This is a genomic window from Haloarchaeobius sp. FL176, from assembly GCF_024609245.1.
Lineage (GTDB): Archaea > Halobacteriota > Halobacteria > Halobacteriales > Natrialbaceae > Haloarchaeobius.
The window spans coordinates 336,683-352,253 of sequence record NZ_JANJYH010000002.1 but is presented as its reverse complement, the minus strand read 5'-3'; the positions used below and the strand labels follow the sequence as shown (position 1 = coordinate 352,253).

Below are 15,571 nucleotides of genomic sequence, written 5' to 3'. Positions count from 1 at the left end.
TGTAAAAACACTTCGCCGCCCGCGGTGGTCCACCATATTTGTAAACTTCAGAGCCGGCCGCGAACCGGCCCACCGGCATCCAAAAGACACATCGCCCCCGGTGTCCGACCACGAAGCATGACAGTCGGCATCGTCGGCGGTGGCATCGCGGGGCTCGCCGCGGCGTACCGCCTCCAGCGCCACGGCCACGACGTGCGCGTCTTCGAGGCGAGCGACGACCTCGGCGGCCTCGCTGCGGTGTACGAGACATCGGGCGACCCCATCGAGAAGTTCTACCACCACCTCTCGAAGTCCGAGGAGGCCATCGTCGAGCTGGCCGCGGACCTCGGCGTCGGCGACCACGTCGAGTGGATCTACGGCAACGACGGCTACTACGTCGACGGCGTCGTCCACCCTCTCAACACCATCTGGGAGATCGCCGCCTACCCCCACATGAGCCTCTACGACAAGTTCCGGCTCGGGATGCTCACGATGGAGATCGACGTCCGGGGCGGGGTGCCGAGCTTCGACACCTACGACGACCTCGAAGCCTACGAGGACGTCCCCATCCGCGAGTTCCTCGTCGGGCACACGACGAAAGGCGTCTACGAGAACTTCTTCGAACCGCTGCTGGACGCGAAGTTCGGCGACCGGAAAGACGAGGTGTCGGCCGCGTGGCTGCTCGGCCGCATCAAGTTCCGCGGCGAGCGCGACCTCCTGAAGGGCGAACAGCTGGGCTACTTCGACGGCAGCTTCGCGGTCCTCATCGACGCGCTCATCGAGGGCGTGGGTCGGGAGAACGTCCAGACCGGTGCTCGCGTCGTCGACCTCCAGACCGCCGATGGCGGCTCCGCGACGGCCGATGGCGGGGCGGTGACGGCCGAGGGTGGTCCGGACACCACGGCGTCCGCCGCGGTCGAGTCCGTCACCGTCGAGACCGCCGACGGCCGCGAGACACAGGACCTCGACGCGCTCGTCGTCGCCGCGATGCCGAACGTCCTCGAAGACCTCACCGGCTTCGAGTGCGACATCGACTTCCAGGGAGCGGTCTGTGCGGTCGTCACGCTCTCCGAGTCGCTCATGTCGGAGACGTACTGGCTGAACGTCGCCCACGACGCCCCCTTCGGCGCGCTCATCGAGCACACGAACTTCGTCCCGCCGGAGCGCTACGGTGGCGACCACCTGCTGTACGTCGCGAGCTACGTGCAGTCGCCCGAGGAGTGGCTCTGGCAGGCCGACGACGACGAGGTCGAGACGCGATGGCTGGAGCACATCGGCGAGATGTTCCCCGACTTCGACGAGGAACAGGTCGAGGACGTGCGTATCTCCAGAAACCCCCGCGCCGCGCCGGTCTACGAGCGCGGCTACCTCGACATGGTCGTCCCCTACGACCTCGCCGACGAGGTGGCCGAGGGCGTCTACTACGCCGGGATGGCGAGCCGCGCGCAGTACCCCGAGCGGTCGCTGAACGGCGGCATCCTCGCCGGGTTCGAGTGCGCGGACCGTATCGACGAGAAGTTCTGAGCAACGCTCGAGAGACGACGACCGGTGCCACTCTGTCTGCCAGCCCGAAGCGAGGGCCGACTGCTGCGACCAAAGAGTAACCTGGCCGGAGTCGCCTGGACAACATGTGAAGAAGACAACACGAAGGGGGTGGTTTCGCACGCTCGGAGTCGTCGGGACCGTCGGAATCGCAGGCTGTAGCACCGCCGTCGAGGAGACGACGACAGCGGGGAACTCCACGACGGACCGAGACCCGTCCACTGAGGCAGCGTCACCCACCGAAACGGAGTCGTCGACCGGGACGGACGCCGCCGCTGAGCGAGGTGGGTGGCCGATGTTCCGTTACGACCACGCTAACAGCGGTTCGGTCGGCGACAGAACCGGCCCTCCGGCCGACAGTACCCAGCGATGGAGTTTCGAGCTGGACGGGGGTGTGAGTACGGCGCCGGCAATCGTGGACGGGACCGTCTACGTGGGGAACAGTCGAACCAGGCTGTACGCAGTGGATTCAGCTACGGGCGAGCAAGAGTGGGTCTTCGAATCGATCGCCGGTACGTTCTCTTCGCCTGCAGTAGCGGACGGTGTCGTCTACGTCGGCAGTACTGACTCGGGGCTCTACGCAGTGAACGCGGACACAGGTGACCAGGAGTGGGTGTTCGAAACGGACGGCAGCGTGTCACCGTCGCCGACAGTAGTGGGTGACGTGCTCTACGTCGGCAGTAACGAGACTCTCCACGCGATAGACAGGACGACCGGTACTCAGCAGTGGGGCTATGACGTGGGCAGCGGCATGTATTCATCGCCGGCGGTCGCCGGCGGGATGGTCTACGTCGCTGGATCACAGACGGACCTGTACGCGCTGGACACCGAGAGTGGCGACCAGCAGTGGGTGTTCGAACAGATCGAGGGTGCATTCTCGTCGCCGGCAGTCGTCGATGGCACGGTCTACATCGGGAGTTACGACGGGAACCTGTACGCGGTCGATGCAGCGTCGGGAGAGCAGGAGTGGTTCTTCGAGACCGGAGGGTCTGTCGCTTCCTCACCGGCGGTCGCCGGCGACACGGTCTACGTCGGTAGTCTGGACAACAGCCTCTACGCGGTAGATGCCGAGTCGGGCGAGCAACAGTGGCGATTCGAGACAGACGGCTCCGTGGGGTCGTCACCGGCAGTCGTGGACGGCACGGTCTACGTCGGCGGTTACGACGGGAATTTGTACGCAGTGAACGCGGATACCGGCGACCAGACGTGGGTCTTCGAAACCGATGACCGAGTGCGGTCGCCCGCGGTCGCGGACGGCATCGTCTTCGTTGGAAGTCACGATAGTTACCTCTACGCGTTGGGTGAGCAGTAGGCGCGTCCGTCGCACCGCCGGCTCAAGAGCGCCACCCTGCAGGTCCGATACCCTCTGAAGCGCTCCATCGGCCGCTCGAGCCGGAACGTTCCTTCGCCGTCTCAGCCCTCGACCTCGTCCGGGTCGACGCCGGGCGCGTCCTCCGGCGAGATATCCTCGGGTTCGTCCTGCCCGCCGATGACGACCTCGCCGTCGTCGGTCTCGACGTACACGTCGTCGGCGAAGCCGCCCTCGGCGTGGGGGTGCTCCGGGTCGTCGAGCTTCTCCGGCGTCGAGGGCGCTTCGGCGACGCCGTCCGCGGGCGTGAACTCGCCGAGCGGGTCGTCGATGGTGATGCCGTAGTCCGTGAAGAAGTCGCGATAGCGCTCGTAGTGCTCCTCCAGCTCGTCGGCCGGGAACTCCATCATCTCGGTCCAGCCGTGGTTGTAGAAGTCGAAGTTCGCCTGGACGTGGGTGATCTCGCGGGCCTCCGCCTCGGGCATGTAGTCGAGCGCGGCGAGGTAGGTGTCCATCGTCGCGTCGAAGAAGCCGTCGAGGTGCTCGCGCCGCTCCTCGCGGTGGAGCTCGTCGGCCCGGTCGAGGAAGATACCGGTGTGCATGTCGACCAGCTTGTCGTTCGCCACGTCGCCGACGACCGGGGCCGTCAGCGCTGCCTTGAAGGCGAAGTGCTTGACGTTCTGGCGTATCTTCATGCCGGGCGGTTGGGAGTGGACCACCAAGAACGTCTCGCCGTGGCCCTCGCCAACAACGATTCGAACGTTTGCGAAGATAGCAATCCACTTTAACCCCCGCACCAAACCCTCGGGACATGACCGAGTCGTACGTCATCATCGGCGATGGTATCGCCGGTGGGTCCGCGGCGAAGACACTTCGGGAGGAGTCACCCGATGCCGACATCACCGTCATCACAGACGAGGGTGAGACCCTCTACAATCGCATCCTGATCAAGGAGTACGCAAAGGGGAAGATCCCGATGGAGGACCCGCTGTTCCTCCACGACGAGGAGTGGTACGAGGAGCGCGACATCGACCTCGAACTGAACACGCACGTCACCCACATCGACCCGGACGGTCACGTCGTCCACACGCACGAGGGTGACGACTACGAGTACGACGCGCTGCTCGTCGCGACCGGTGGCACCCCGCGACAGCTCCCCGTCGACAACTCCGACGCCGACGGCGTCCACCACTTCTGGACGTTCGAAGACGCCCGCAGCATCGCCGACCACGCCGAGGAGTCGGAGCAGGGCATCGTCGTCGGCGCCGGCCTGCTCGGCATCGACTTCGCGGCCATCTGTGGCGCCCGCGGCATCGAGGCGAACTACCTCATGCGCGGCGACTGCTGGTGGCGTTACGCGCTCAGTGAGGACGGTGCGGGCATCATCCACGACGCGCTTCGCGAGCTGGACGTCGAGCCCGTCTTCCAGTCCGGCGTCGACCACTTCGTCACGGACGACGACGGCCACGTCACGGGCGCTGTCGACCCCAACGGCGAGGAGTTCGAGGGCGAGTTCGTCGGCGTCTCCATCGGGCTCGACTTCAACACCGAGTTCCTCCGGGGCAGCGGTATCGAGACCGACGACGGCATCGTCGTCGACGAGTTCATGGAGACCAACACAGAGGACATCTACGCGGCCGGCGACATCACGCGGTTCTACGACGTCATCCTCGAGGAGCACGCCCAGAACGGCTCCTGGGACTCCGCGAAGAAGCAGGGCGCGGTCGCCGCGAAGAACATGACCGCGGCCGACGGCGAGGCCGAGGAGTTCCGCCACGTCTCCTCGTACTCCATCTCGCACTTCAAGGACCTCCCGTTCGTCTCCTTCGGGCACCCGACCATCGGGGACGACGACCGCGAGCGCAAGTACTCCGACACCGAGTGGCGGCGGCTCACCTTCAAGAACGGGAAGCTCATCGGTGGCGTCCTCATCGGCAATCTCAAGCTCCAGTCCGCGTTCAAGCGTATCATCCGCGAGGAGCGCGACCTCGAGGGGCAGAAGGACCTCTTGATCGAGGAGGACTTCGAGATGGAGATGCTCGACGCGGCAGCACAGGAGCAGTAGCCACGGCGACGACACCCGTTTCTCGACTCGGCGGTGCCGCCCACCGACTTTCAGGTCCGGTAGGCGAACATTTAAGCTGTACCATGACATACGTTGCCATGACTCATGGCAGTTGGCACCAGTTCTGGACAGCACGTTCACCTCAGCGCACGGGAGGTAGAACCGGTTCCTGCAGACGCGACGGCGCTCCGCCACGTCGACCAGCTCGACGACGAGGCGTTCGACCAGTTCCGCAGACTCGTCGACGGCGACACAGTGAACGTACAACCCGCCGAGGAGGTACCCTTCGAACACGGCGAGATCATCGTCCACACTGCCTACTTCCGGGTCACGGTCCGATAGCCGAGTACCCGACCCTCTTCCAATCGACATCGTTTTCAGCGCTCCGAGGCGAGGGTCTCGCATGAACGGCGACGGCACGATGACGCTGGCGCTCGAACTCTCCGCGCTGGAGCGTCTCGCGAACCCCGAGACGGTGTTCGACGACGCACGGCGCTGGAGCAAGTACGTCGGTGTCGTCTCCGACAAACCGACCTACGTCGTGACGAACTTCACCCGGAAGAACCGCATCCGGCAGGACTTCTTCTCGGGGCCGCGCGGCAAGGGCGAGAGCCTGGAGAGCGTCGGCGAGCAGTTCGACACCGACCGCCACGTCTTCGTCGGCACCACCGACGACGACGCGGCCCTCGCCGACGAGGTCGGCTGGGAGTACCTCCCCGTCGCGGACGCCGCCGACGCCGCGGGCTGGGAGATGGGCGAGCCCGAGACCGAGGAGGAGTCGGAGGAGCCGGTGCGGGACGACTGGCCGTAGGCGACCCGTCAACATCTGCTTTTATTACGACTGGCGGTGTCGGTCGATGTATGGGAGACGACATCTCCGTAGACGTCGAGGTAGAGGTCGAAGTCGACCGGGACGAACTCGAGATCGAAGTCGGCGACACACGCACCGCGGAGGCCGAGCTGGAGGCCGACGGCGTCGAGATCGAGGTCGAGGTGGAGGTCGAAGTCGAGGAAGACGACGAGGAATCCGAGGATGGGGAAGAAGACCACGAAGCGGAGGCCGAAGAACCCGAGGAGGAGGACCACGAAGCTGAAGCCGGAAACGACGAAACCGACGAAGCGTAAGCCCAGAGCGCGCCACTTTTCCTTTCGGAACGCCGAGAGACCCGTATGACCGAGCCACGCGTCCCCGGCGGGTCCGGGACGGAGCTGTCGCTACCGGACGGTCCGACGGTCGACGTCGGCGAGATCGACCTCGGGATGCGGGAGTACGTGCGTGACGGCGAACGGTACGCCGTCGTGATGGACGTCCATCCGCCGTCGCGGTTCTTCCCGGAGTCGCTCGTCGAGGTGCTGCGGGCCACCATCGAGCCGGCCGACGAGTTCGACGAGTTCGGGACGGTCCACATCATGGGCATCGTGATGGAGGAGTTCCCCGAACGAGTCGCCAGCGCGGACGTGTCCGACGACGGCACCGTCGGTAGCTCGATGATCTGGCTGACCGACTTCGACGACCGGCGACTGCACGAGATCGTCGTCGAACTGGTCGTCGAGCTGATGGAGCACGCCATCAGCCACAGCGACGACGACGGTGCCATGTCCGAGTTCGAGCGCCAGATGCTCGAGTTCGACGTGGGCGAGTTCGTCGAGGCGTACCGCGAGCAGCGCGACTTCGAGAGCGAGGGCGACCGCGCGCTCTGAACCGAGACGGCGGCTGTGATTGTCTAACACCCGTCTGACGCCGTTTTATGCACTCGGAGACCGTGTACAGCATACATGCATACCCGCCAGAGCGAGTTCGAACGGATACGCACCGTTCTCGCGGAGGCGGACGCCGACGAGCCCCTGTCAGCCCGCGAGATCGTCCAACTCCTCGAGGACCACGACATCGAGATCGACAGCCCGCACCGCGTCGCGACGGTGCTCGGCCGGCACGCGGAGGCTGGTGAGGTGGAGGTAATCCGGTCACAGCCGTACCGGTATCGGGTCCAGACCTCGGACGCGTCGGGGTGAACTCGTGCCGACGCGACGGGTGGTTCGTATGACAGGCGACCAGTAGCGACGGCGGTTCTCGACCGGTTTGTCTGACAGCGACCGTCGAGCAGCGGCTACGTCCCGTGGCACCACGCCCCGGGTTCGAATTTCGAAACGGCGTTACGTTTCTCGTAGTGCATCGTGGCGCTTATTACGATGTACGAACTGGATACCGACAGACAACCATGACCGGCGGGACACCGGACGACACCGGCGACGGACGCACGATACTTCTCATCGGCAGCGGTCCCATCCAGATCGGGCAGGCCGCCGAGTTCGACTACTCGGGCGCGCAGGCGTGCCGGGCACTGCAGGAGGAGGGCGCACGAGTCGTCCTCGTCAACTCGAACCCGGCGACCATCATGACGGACCCGGAGATGGCCGACAAGGTGTACGTCGAGCCAATCACGACCGATGCCATCGCGGAGATCATCCGGAAGGAACGGCCCGACGGCGTGATCGCCGGCCTCGGCGGCCAGACCGGGCTCAACGTCACCGCGGAGCTCTCCGAGGAGGGCATCCTCGAGGAGTACGACGTGGACATAATGGGCACGCCGCTCGACACCATCTACGCGACGGAGGACCGCGACCTCTTCCGCCAGCGGATGGAGAAGATCGGCCAGCCCGTCCCGGCGTCGACGACCATCTCGCTCGACGAGGACGAGTCGGTCAGCGCGCTCACCGAGGCCGACCTCGTCGAGCGCGTCGAGGACGCCGTCGACGCGGTCGGTGGCCTCCCGGTCATCGCACGCACGACGTACACGCTCGGCGGCTCCGGCTCCGGGGTCGTCCACGAGATGGACGAACTCATGGGCCGCGTGCGCAAGGGTCTGCGCCTCTCACGGAACGACGAGGTGCTCATCACCGAGTCCATCGCCGGCTGGGTCGAGCTGGAGTACGAGGTCATGCGCGACGCCGACGACTCCTGTATCATCATCTGCAACATGGAGAACCTCGACCCGATGGGCATCCACACGGGCGAGTCCACCGTCGTCACGCCCTCGCAGGTCATCCCCGACGACGGCCACCAGGAGATGCGCGACGCCGCGCTCGAGGTCATCCGCGAGCTCGGCATCCAGGGTGGCTGTAACATCCAGTTCGCCTGGCACGACGACGGCACGCCCGGCGGCGAGTACCGCGTCGTCGAGGTCAACCCCCGCGTTTCCCGCTCCTCGGCCCTCGCGTCGAAGGCGACGGGCTACCCCATCGCCCGCGTGACGGCGAAAGTCGCGCTGGGCAAGCGCCTCCACGAGATCGACAACCAGATCACCGGCGAGACGACGGCGGCCTTCGAGCCGGCCATCGACTACGTCGTGACGAAGGTGCCACGCTGGCCCATCGACAAGTTCGAGGACACCGACTTCACGCTCTCGACCGCGATGAAGTCCACCGGCGAGGCGATGGCCATCGGCCGCACGTTCGAGGAGAGCCTGCTCAAGTCGCTGCGCAGCTCCGAGTACGACCCCGCCGAGGACTTCGGAGAGCTGGACGACGACGAGCTGACCGAGCAGTACCTCGAACGCCCGAGCCCGGACCGTCCGTACGCGATGTTCGAGGCGTTCGAGCGCGGCTTCTCGGTGGACGAGGTCGTCGCGGCGACCGGCATCTACGAGTGGTACGTCGAGCGCTTCAAGCGCATCGTCGAAGCCAGCAAGGAGGTCGTCGACGGCGAGTTCACGCCCGCCGCGACCGCGGGCTTCACCAACGCCGAGATTTCGGCGCTCGCCGGCAACGTCTTCGAGGACAGCAGCCTCACGTGGCTGCCTGAGACACGCGGCGCGTGGCGGACCGCCGAGGCGACCGACCCGCCCGAGGCTGTCGCGGGCGATGCCGGCGCCGAGGCCGCGGGCGGCGCGGACGTCGAGACTACCGACGAAGGGGTCCCGGTGTCGGCGGCGCGTGCTGGCGTCGGGCAGGTCGAGGCCGACGTGCCGGGCCGTACCTACAAGCAGGTCGACACCTGCGCCGGCGAGTTCGAGGCCTCCACGCCGTACTACTACTCCTCGCGCAAGCCCGAGTGGTTCTCCGGGCCCTACGAGGGGGCCGAGGCCGCGGCGGGCGAACTGCAGGTCGACCGCGACGCCGAGAGCGTCGTCGTCGTCGGCGGTGGCCCCATCCGCATCGGACAGGGCGTCGAGTTCGACTACTGCTCGGTCCACGCGGTGCAGGCCCTGGAGGAGCTGGGCATCGACGCCCACGTCGTGAACAACAACCCCGAGACCGTCTCGACGGACTACGACACCTCCGACGGGCTGTTCTTCGAACCGATCACCGCCGAGGAGGTCGCCGACGTCATCGAGGTGACCGCCGCGGACGGCGCGATGATCCAGTTCGGCGGCCAGACCTCCGTCGACATCGGCGAGCCGCTCGCCGACGAACTCGAACGCCGCGGTATCGAGTGCGACATCATGGGCACCGCCGTCGAGGCGATGGACCTCGCCGAGGACCGCGACCGCTTCAACCGGCTCATGGACGAGCGCGGCATCGCCCAGCCGAAGGGCGGAAGCGCGACCAGCGAGGAAGAAGCCCTCGAACTCGCCCGCGACCTCGGCTACCCCGTCCTGGTCCGCCCAAGCTACGTGCTGGGTGGGCGTGCGATGCGCATCGTCAACGACGACGCCGAGCTCGAGGAGTACATCGAGGAGGCGGTGCGGGTCTCACCCGACAAGCCCATCCTCGTCGACGAGTTCCTCGCGGACGCCATCGAGCTGGACGTCGACGCCGTGAGCGACGGCGAGGACGTACTCCTGGGTGGTATCATGGAGCACATCGAGTCCGCCGGCGTCCACTCCGGCGACTCGGCCTGCGTCATCCCGCCGCGCTCGCTCGACGACGCGACGGCGGAACGGGTCCGCGAGGTCGTCGAGGAGATCGCCGACGCGCTCGACACGGTCGGCCTCATGAACGTCCAGCTCGCCGTCAAAGATGGCGAGGTGTACGTGCTGGAGGCGAACCCCCGGAGTTCCCGCACCGTCCCGTACGTCTCGAAGGCGACGGGCGTCCCGATCGCGAAGCTCGCGGCGAAGGTCATGGCGGGCGAGACGCTCGCCGACCTCGACGTGAGCGAGCAGGTGCCGACGCACTACTCGGTGAAGGAGGTCGTCCTGCCGTTCGACCGCCTGCCGAACTCGGACCCGCGCCTCGGCCCGGAGATGAAGTCCACGGGCGAGGTCATGGGCACCGCGAGCACGTTCGGGATGGCCTACTGGAAGGCCCAGGACGCCGCCGGTAACGCCATCGAGCCCGGCGGCGTCGCCGTCGTCGACCTCGACGTCGACGGCTACGACGAGTACTTCGACGTACGCGAGTTCGACGACGTGGAGGCCGCCATCATCGAGGGTACCGTCGACCTCGTCGTCAGCGACGACGTCGACGCGCTGAAGACTGCCGTCGAGGAGGAGGTCGCGTACCTCTCCACCGAGGCCTCTACGGAGGCGTTCCTCGAGGGGCTGGCCGCGAAAGAGGGCGACCTCGAAGTGCTGCCGGTCCAGGACCGTCCGCGGACCCAGCAGCGCTGGGGCTGAACGGACACCTGCCGTCTCGATGTCGGGTCCGGTTCTCGAATTCGCCCGCAGGCGCCGCTATTTGGTGCCAATTTGGTACGGAACTGGGAAAATTCACTTTAACTAATACGTTCAGGTACGCCCATGGTAACTGGGGTACTTCGAGGGACGAGACGACGGCTCCGCCGGGGCGTCGACCCACGGGCGTCGCTGACGGGGAAGTTCGTGGCCGCGGCGGCCGTGTCCACGCTCGTCGCAGTCGCCGTGGTCACGGTCGCGGTGTGGCAGGCGACCGTCCACCTCGCGACCACGTACGGCGAAGCACAGGCGATCTACCGCGGCGGCATCCTGGCACTTGCTGTCGTTGTATCGGGCAACGTCGTCGCGCTCGCGCTGGTCGAACGGTCGGTGGTGGGCGGGGTCAGGAACCTCGACCGGGAGACGCGCCAGGTCGCCGAGACCGGCCGTTTCGAGACCTCGTTCGAGCCGACACGCCGGGACGAAGTCGGCCAGCTGGCCTGGAGCGTCGCCGAGCTGCGCGACCAGCTCGCGTCCCAGGTCGACACCGTCGAGTCGCTGAACCGCGAGCTGGCGACGACGGCGACCGCACAGACCAGAACGCTGTCTGCGGCCCGTCGCGGTGACCTCACCGGCCGGATGGACGAGGAGACGGGCGTCCCGCAGTTCGACGCGCTCGCGACGAGCTTCAACGGGATGATGGGCCAGATGGAGACGATGGTCGCCGAGGTACGGGCGTTCTCCCAGTCCGTCGCCGACGCCGCCCGCGAGGCCGACGAGAACGCCACCACGGCTCGCGAGGGTACCGTCGAGGTGACGGAAGCGACGCGGTCCATCAGCGAGGGCGTCGACAGCCAGCACGCCCAGCTGGCGGAGACCGCGGCTGCGATGGCTGGCCTCGTCGACCGCGTCGAGGCCGTCGCCGGCCGCGCGGAGACCGTGGCCGAGAAATCCGAGGCGGCCGCCGCCGCGACCGACGAGGGTGCGGCCGCCGCGACCGACGCACTGGACGCCGTCGAGACAATCGAGGAGCGGACGGCGTCTTCGGTCGACGAGATAGAGTCGCTCTCCCGGACAGTCGCGGACGTGTCCGACCTCGCCGACAAGGTGCGTGACCTCACCGAGCAGACCGAGCACCTCGCGATGAACACCGAGCTGGAGGCGAAGAAGTCGAACGACGACGGCAGCATGACCCACCTCGGCAGGCAGATACGCACGCTCTCGAACGACACCGAGGCCGCTGCGGCCGAGATCGAGGACGCACTCGGGTCCGTCGAGGCCGACACCGCGTCGGCGCTCTCGGAGATAGAGCGCACGCAGGCCGCCGTCGAGCGCGGCACCGACACCATCGAGTCGGCGCTGGGCGCGTTCGACGCGGTCGAGGACGTGGTGAACGAGACGGCCGCCGACGCGGCACGCATCGACGCCGCGACCGACGCCCAGACGGAACGGGTCGCCGAGATGCGCTCGAACGTCGAGCGGGTCCGCGAGATCGGTGCGGAGACCGCGACGGAGGCCTCGCAGGTGGCGGCGACCGCCGGAGAGCAGGAGACGGTCATCGGTGCCATCGAACAGCGCGTCGACTGGCTCGCCGAGAGCGCCGGGAAGCTCGAACGCGCGCTGGAGCAGTTCACGGTGCGGTCGCCGGACTCGAAGCCCGGTACCGCGGTGGAGGGTCGTCGATGACCGGCGAGGTCGGCCCGACGCCGGACAGCGACGAGACCACGGGGCCGGGCGACGCGACCGGTGGTGCCGACGCCTCGACGGGCGAGGTCGGTGCCGGCGACGACGACCCGCTCGCCTCCCGGGTCGGTCCATCGCCCGACATCGGGCCCGCAGACGCGGTCCGGGCACAGCTCGACGCGCTGGCCGCGGCCGACGTCGACGTCGCAGCGGCCCGGGCCGACGGTGCGGTCCCCGACAGCGTGCGGACCCTGTTCGACTTCTCGGCACCGGCCTTCCGGACGGCCCACGGGTCGCTCGACGGGTTCGCGACGACGCTGCTCGGTCCCATCTACGACCGGCTCGTCGGCGCGGACGCGGTCGAGCGCGGCCCCACCGAACGCGACGACGAGACGTTCACGCAGGCTGTCCTCGCTCGCCATCCCGCCGGCGACCGCACCTACGAGTTCACCGTCGGCCGCCAGTCCGACGGCAAGTACGACGGCTGCTGGATGACGACGGCCATCGACCTCGTCTACGACGGCCGGAGCCCGACCTTCCGGCGGACGCCGACCGTCCGGTTCGAGGGCCGCGAGGTCACCTGCGAGGTGGGCGACCGCCTGCGTTCGGTGCTGCTCGCGGCCGAGGGCCACTCGCCGCACAACGACGTGGCCCAAGTCGCCAACTGCGGCGGCAACGGCCTCTGTGGCACCTGCGCCGTCGCCGTCGACGGCGAGGTGAGCGAGCCCGAGTCCCGCGAACAGCGCCGGCTGGGTCTCCCCCCACACGACGAGGCGAGCGGGCTCCGGCTCGCCTGCCAGACCCGCGTGCAGGGCGACGTGACCGTCGAGAAGCACCGGGGGCTCTGGGGCCAGCACGTCGAGGAGGTGGCGGTAGACGACGAGCGCGACGCGACCGACGACGAGCCGCCCGAACCGGTGCCCGTCACCGACGCGGAGTACGCGGGCACCTACGACTACGCCGCGCTCCCCGGAGGTGACGGGCGATGATGGACACCGATGCCGCTCAGACCGACGAGACGATGCGCGACGGGCTCGGTATCGACGCCTTGCTCGCGCTCGGCGGCGTGCTCGGCCTCCTCGGCTGGGCGCTGACTCAGTTCGTCGCCGGCCGTCCCGGGTTCGCGCTCGAGGTGGTCGGCGTCGAGGGTACCGTCGTCGTGGTCGGCTTCTGGGCGGCCGCGACGGCCACGATGGTCGGCCTCGGCCTGGTCGCCGGTGCGCGGACCGTACGGTATACCCCGCTGCTGTGGCTGTGGGTCGCGCTCGTCGCCACCGCGCTCGTACTCGACGCGGCGGTCGTCTACGGGCTGGTGTCGTCGCCGGAGCTGGCGCGCACGCTGCTGTGGACGCCGTGGCCCGTCGTGCTCGCGGTCGGCTACCTCGTCACCGGCGTGGTCGCCACTCACCGGAGCCGTGCGGCGTACCTGGTCGGCAGCCTGACCGCCGGGCTCGTGCTGCTCGCGGCCGTGCTGTTCCCGACGACGGTGCCGGACTGGGCGTTCGCCGCGACCGGCGTCGTCCACGCCGTCCCGCTGCTGGTCGACGCACGCCGTGGCGGTGCCGGCGACGACCAGACGGTCGGCGGTGGCTACGAGTTCCGCGACGTTCGCACCGCGGGCACGGAGGAGAAGCCGTGAGCCGCGACGAGCGCAACTCGGCCGCCGGTCGAGAGCGGAGCCGACGCGACCTGCTCCGGACGACTGGGGCGGCCCTCGCTGCCGCCGTCGCCACCGCGGGCTGTCTTTCGAACCCCTGGGGGCCGGAGCGCCGTGGCAGCGGTGACGAGCCGGGCGGTGCGGGGACGACCCGAGCTACGTCGACGCCGGGTTCGACGACAGCCGGGACCGACGCGACCGAGAGTCCACAGACGACGGCGGGGACGGAGCCGACGGCGACGGAGCCCGCTGCCCCGACGACGACCAGCGTGCCGGCCGAGGAGCGCGAGCCGGAGCTCGTCGTCGATGTCGCTGCGGACGGATTCAGCTTCGCGCCGGAGACGTTCACCGTCGCGGCCGGCGACACCGTCCACTGGGTGTGGCGGAGCTCCGGACACAACGTCCGTGTCCGCGAGAAACCCGACGACTCCGACTGGACCGGGACGCCGGGGACGGCCTCGGACACCTACGGGGAGGGCTACCTGCACGCCCACACGTTCCAGGCGAGCGGGCGGTACGAGTACTACTGTGCGCCCCACCAGACGCTCGGCCTGGAGGGTTCGTTCGAGGTCGAGTAGGAACCGCGAGACGGCGTCGCGGCCAGTTCTCGATGGGCTACGTACGTTGGCCGCACCTACTACACGCATCACGTCTTACCGTCGCTGACAGATGACGGACGGGGGCGACGGCGACAGGGAGGTCGCCACGGATGGTGGGTACGAGGTAACGAGCTGGGAACCACGGACACGTCTCGACCGGTTCGCCGTGCTCGTCTACGGCGGCATCGTCCGGAGCGCACACTGGGCGGTCGTCCTGCTCGCGCTGGCGACGTTCACCGCCCAGCTCGGGCTGGTCGTCTACGGCATCACCGTCCGGCCGACGCTCGGGATACTCACGGCCGGGTCCATCCTGCCGGCGCTCGTCATCGTCGGGGCCATCTGGCGGACGAACCCGACCGGGCGCGACCCGATGGGGCCGCTCGCGGTGACGTTCCTGCTGTCGGTGCTGTTCGCGAGCTTCGCCGCGGTGGCGAACTCCGCGCTGCGGTCGGTCATCGCGGCCGCGCTGCCGAGCACGCCGCTGTTCCCCGTCACGCTCGTCGTGTTCTTCTTCCTCGTCGTCGGCCCCGTCGAGGAGACCGTGAAGTGGCTCTCCGTCCGCGTCTACGCCTACAACGGCGACCAGTTCGACGCCGTCATCGACGGCGCGGTGTACGGTGCGGTCGCGGGACTCGGCTTCGCCACCATCGAGAACGCGCTCTACATCACGCAGGCGGTCATCCAGGCCGGCTCCGTCTCGACGAGTGCGAGCCTCGCCGGCGCAGTCGAAACGGCGACTGCCCGCTCGTTCGTCGGCCCGGGCCACGTGCTCTACTCCGCCATCTCGGGCTACTACCTCGGGCTCGCGAAGTTCAGCGACGACCACTGGGGCCCAATCGTCGTCAAGGGGCTCCTCATCGCGGCCGGCATCCACGCGACGTACAACACCATCGTCAGCATCGTCGACTTCGGGGCCGCCCCGTTCGTCGGCGGCAGCCTCGGCTTCATCGCCTTCGTGTTCGCCTTCGAGAGTGCCGTCGGCTACGTGCTCTACCGGAAGCTCTCGAAGTACAACCGCCACTACCGGGCCGGTGCGACCCACGCGAACGGGTAGGTCGCCGCACCGCAGCGACGGTCACACCCGGAGGACACCCGATTGCGACTGGGGGTCCGTGTGCGATATTATTTTAGAATAATATTTGTAGCTTCGAAATGGATTCGAAGTGTATTCGGTGGCGGTTC

Annotated in this window: 15 protein-coding genes; 14 read left to right on the top strand and 1 reads right to left on the bottom strand. The window is 67.9% G+C overall.

The genetic code is table 11. The features are described 5' to 3' along the window. The first annotated feature begins 117 nt into the window (after window positions 1-117). Window positions 118-1,503, top strand: coding sequence for an NAD(P)/FAD-dependent oxidoreductase (locus tag NO978_RS04980; RefSeq protein WP_257298427.1), 1,386 nt, complete (start codon window positions 118-120; stop codon window positions 1,501-1,503). A gap of 313 nt (window positions 1,504-1,816) precedes the next feature. Beyond that, window positions 1,817-2,833 carry a PQQ-binding-like beta-propeller repeat protein gene (locus NO978_RS04975; RefSeq protein WP_257298425.1) on the top strand — a complete coding sequence of 339 codons (1,017 nt, stop codon included), beginning with the start codon at window positions 1,817-1,819 and terminating at the stop codon, window positions 2,831-2,833. Window positions 2,834-2,934: 101 nt separating this feature from the next. Here NO978_RS04975 and NO978_RS04970 read toward each other — a convergent pair whose 3' ends face one another. After that, window positions 2,935-3,525, bottom strand: coding sequence for a DUF6149 family protein (locus NO978_RS04970; protein ID WP_257298424.1), 591 nt, complete (start codon window positions 3,523-3,525; stop codon window positions 2,935-2,937). A 116-nt stretch (window positions 3,526-3,641) separates the two neighbouring features. Here NO978_RS04970 and NO978_RS04965 point away from each other — a divergent pair, with 116 nt between their 5' ends. From NO978_RS04965 to NO978_RS04910, 12 genes are all read left to right on the top strand, one after another. Continuing rightward, window positions 3,642-4,895 (top strand): NAD(P)/FAD-dependent oxidoreductase, encoded by a 1,254-nt coding sequence (locus tag NO978_RS04965; RefSeq protein ID WP_257298423.1) that lies wholly within the window; start codon window positions 3,642-3,644, stop codon window positions 4,893-4,895. A gap of 105 nt (window positions 4,896-5,000) precedes the next feature. After that, entirely contained in the window at window positions 5,001-5,237 is a 237-nt protein-coding gene (locus NO978_RS04960; protein WP_257298422.1) for a hypothetical protein, read from the top strand. 61 nt (window positions 5,238-5,298) lie between these two features. Next, a complete protein-coding gene (locus NO978_RS04955) occupies window positions 5,299-5,706 on the top strand; it encodes a hypothetical protein (RefSeq protein ID WP_257298421.1) in 408 nt (135 codons plus the stop codon). 50 nt (window positions 5,707-5,756) lie between these two features. After that, the gene (locus NO978_RS04950; RefSeq protein ID WP_257298420.1) at window positions 5,757-6,020 is read left to right on the top strand and encodes a hypothetical protein; all 264 of its coding nucleotides are present in this window, start codon (window positions 5,757-5,759) and stop codon (window positions 6,018-6,020) included. A gap of 45 nt (window positions 6,021-6,065) precedes the next feature. Continuing rightward, window positions 6,066-6,596, top strand: a complete 531-nt coding sequence (locus NO978_RS04945) for a DUF5815 family protein (protein WP_257298419.1) — start codon at window positions 6,066-6,068, stop codon at window positions 6,594-6,596. Window positions 6,597-6,671: 75 nt separating this feature from the next. Next, complete coding sequence (locus NO978_RS04940; protein ID WP_257298418.1) at window positions 6,672-6,908, top strand: hypothetical protein; 237 nt, start codon at window positions 6,672-6,674, stop codon at window positions 6,906-6,908. A gap of 206 nt (window positions 6,909-7,114) precedes the next feature. Next, window positions 7,115-10,453 carry a carbamoyl-phosphate synthase large subunit gene (gene carB, locus NO978_RS04935; protein WP_257298417.1) on the top strand — a complete coding sequence of 1,113 codons (3,339 nt, stop codon included), beginning with the start codon at window positions 7,115-7,117 and terminating at the stop codon, window positions 10,451-10,453. A 123-nt stretch (window positions 10,454-10,576) separates the two neighbouring features. Continuing rightward, a complete protein-coding gene (locus NO978_RS04930) occupies window positions 10,577-12,136 on the top strand; it encodes a methyl-accepting chemotaxis protein (protein ID WP_257298416.1) in 1,560 nt (519 codons plus the stop codon). Continuing rightward, window positions 12,133-13,122 carry a (2Fe-2S)-binding protein gene (locus NO978_RS04925; protein ID WP_257298415.1) on the top strand — a complete coding sequence of 330 codons (990 nt, stop codon included), beginning with the start codon at window positions 12,133-12,135 and terminating at the stop codon, window positions 13,120-13,122. Before NO978_RS04930 ends, NO978_RS04925 begins: the two co-directional genes overlap by 4 nt. Continuing rightward, window positions 13,119-13,772, top strand: a complete 654-nt coding sequence (locus NO978_RS04920; RefSeq protein ID WP_257298414.1) for a hypothetical protein — start codon at window positions 13,119-13,121, stop codon at window positions 13,770-13,772. The genes NO978_RS04925 and NO978_RS04920 overlap by 4 nt, the downstream gene beginning before the upstream one ends. Further along, a complete protein-coding gene (locus tag NO978_RS04915) occupies window positions 13,769-14,368 on the top strand; it encodes a plastocyanin/azurin family copper-binding protein (RefSeq protein WP_257298413.1) in 600 nt (199 codons plus the stop codon). Before NO978_RS04920 ends, NO978_RS04915 begins: the two co-directional genes overlap by 4 nt. 91 nt (window positions 14,369-14,459) lie before the next feature. Next, window positions 14,460-15,443, top strand: coding sequence for a PrsW family intramembrane metalloprotease (locus NO978_RS04910; RefSeq protein WP_257298412.1), 984 nt, complete (start codon window positions 14,460-14,462; stop codon window positions 15,441-15,443). Window positions 15,444-15,571: the final 128 nt, after the last annotated feature.

Coding starts and splice junctions, on each gene's coding strand:
- NO978_RS04980 (WP_257298427.1), top strand. CDS start 118: ATGACAGTCGGCATCGTCGGCGGTGGCATCGCGGGGCTCGCCGCGGCG.
- NO978_RS04975 (WP_257298425.1), top strand. CDS start 1,817: ATGTTCCGTTACGACCACGCTAACAGCGGTTCGGTCGGCGACAGAACC.
- NO978_RS04970 (WP_257298424.1), bottom strand. CDS start 3,525: ATGAAGATACGCCAGAACGTCAAGCACTTCGCCTTCAAGGCAGCGCTG.
- NO978_RS04965 (WP_257298423.1), top strand. CDS start 3,642: ATGACCGAGTCGTACGTCATCATCGGCGATGGTATCGCCGGTGGGTCC.
- NO978_RS04960 (WP_257298422.1), top strand. CDS start 5,001: ATGGCAGTTGGCACCAGTTCTGGACAGCACGTTCACCTCAGCGCACGG.
- NO978_RS04955 (WP_257298421.1), top strand. CDS start 5,299: ATGAACGGCGACGGCACGATGACGCTGGCGCTCGAACTCTCCGCGCTG.
- NO978_RS04950 (WP_257298420.1), top strand. CDS start 5,757: ATGGGAGACGACATCTCCGTAGACGTCGAGGTAGAGGTCGAAGTCGAC.
- NO978_RS04945 (WP_257298419.1), top strand. CDS start 6,066: ATGACCGAGCCACGCGTCCCCGGCGGGTCCGGGACGGAGCTGTCGCTA.
- NO978_RS04940 (WP_257298418.1), top strand. CDS start 6,672: ATGCATACCCGCCAGAGCGAGTTCGAACGGATACGCACCGTTCTCGCG.
- carB (WP_257298417.1), top strand. CDS start 7,115: ATGACCGGCGGGACACCGGACGACACCGGCGACGGACGCACGATACTT.
- NO978_RS04930 (WP_257298416.1), top strand. CDS start 10,577: ATGGTAACTGGGGTACTTCGAGGGACGAGACGACGGCTCCGCCGGGGC.
- NO978_RS04925 (WP_257298415.1), top strand. CDS start 12,133: ATGACCGGCGAGGTCGGCCCGACGCCGGACAGCGACGAGACCACGGGG.
- NO978_RS04920 (WP_257298414.1), top strand. CDS start 13,119: ATGATGGACACCGATGCCGCTCAGACCGACGAGACGATGCGCGACGGG.
- NO978_RS04910 (WP_257298412.1), top strand. CDS start 14,460: ATGACGGACGGGGGCGACGGCGACAGGGAGGTCGCCACGGATGGTGGG.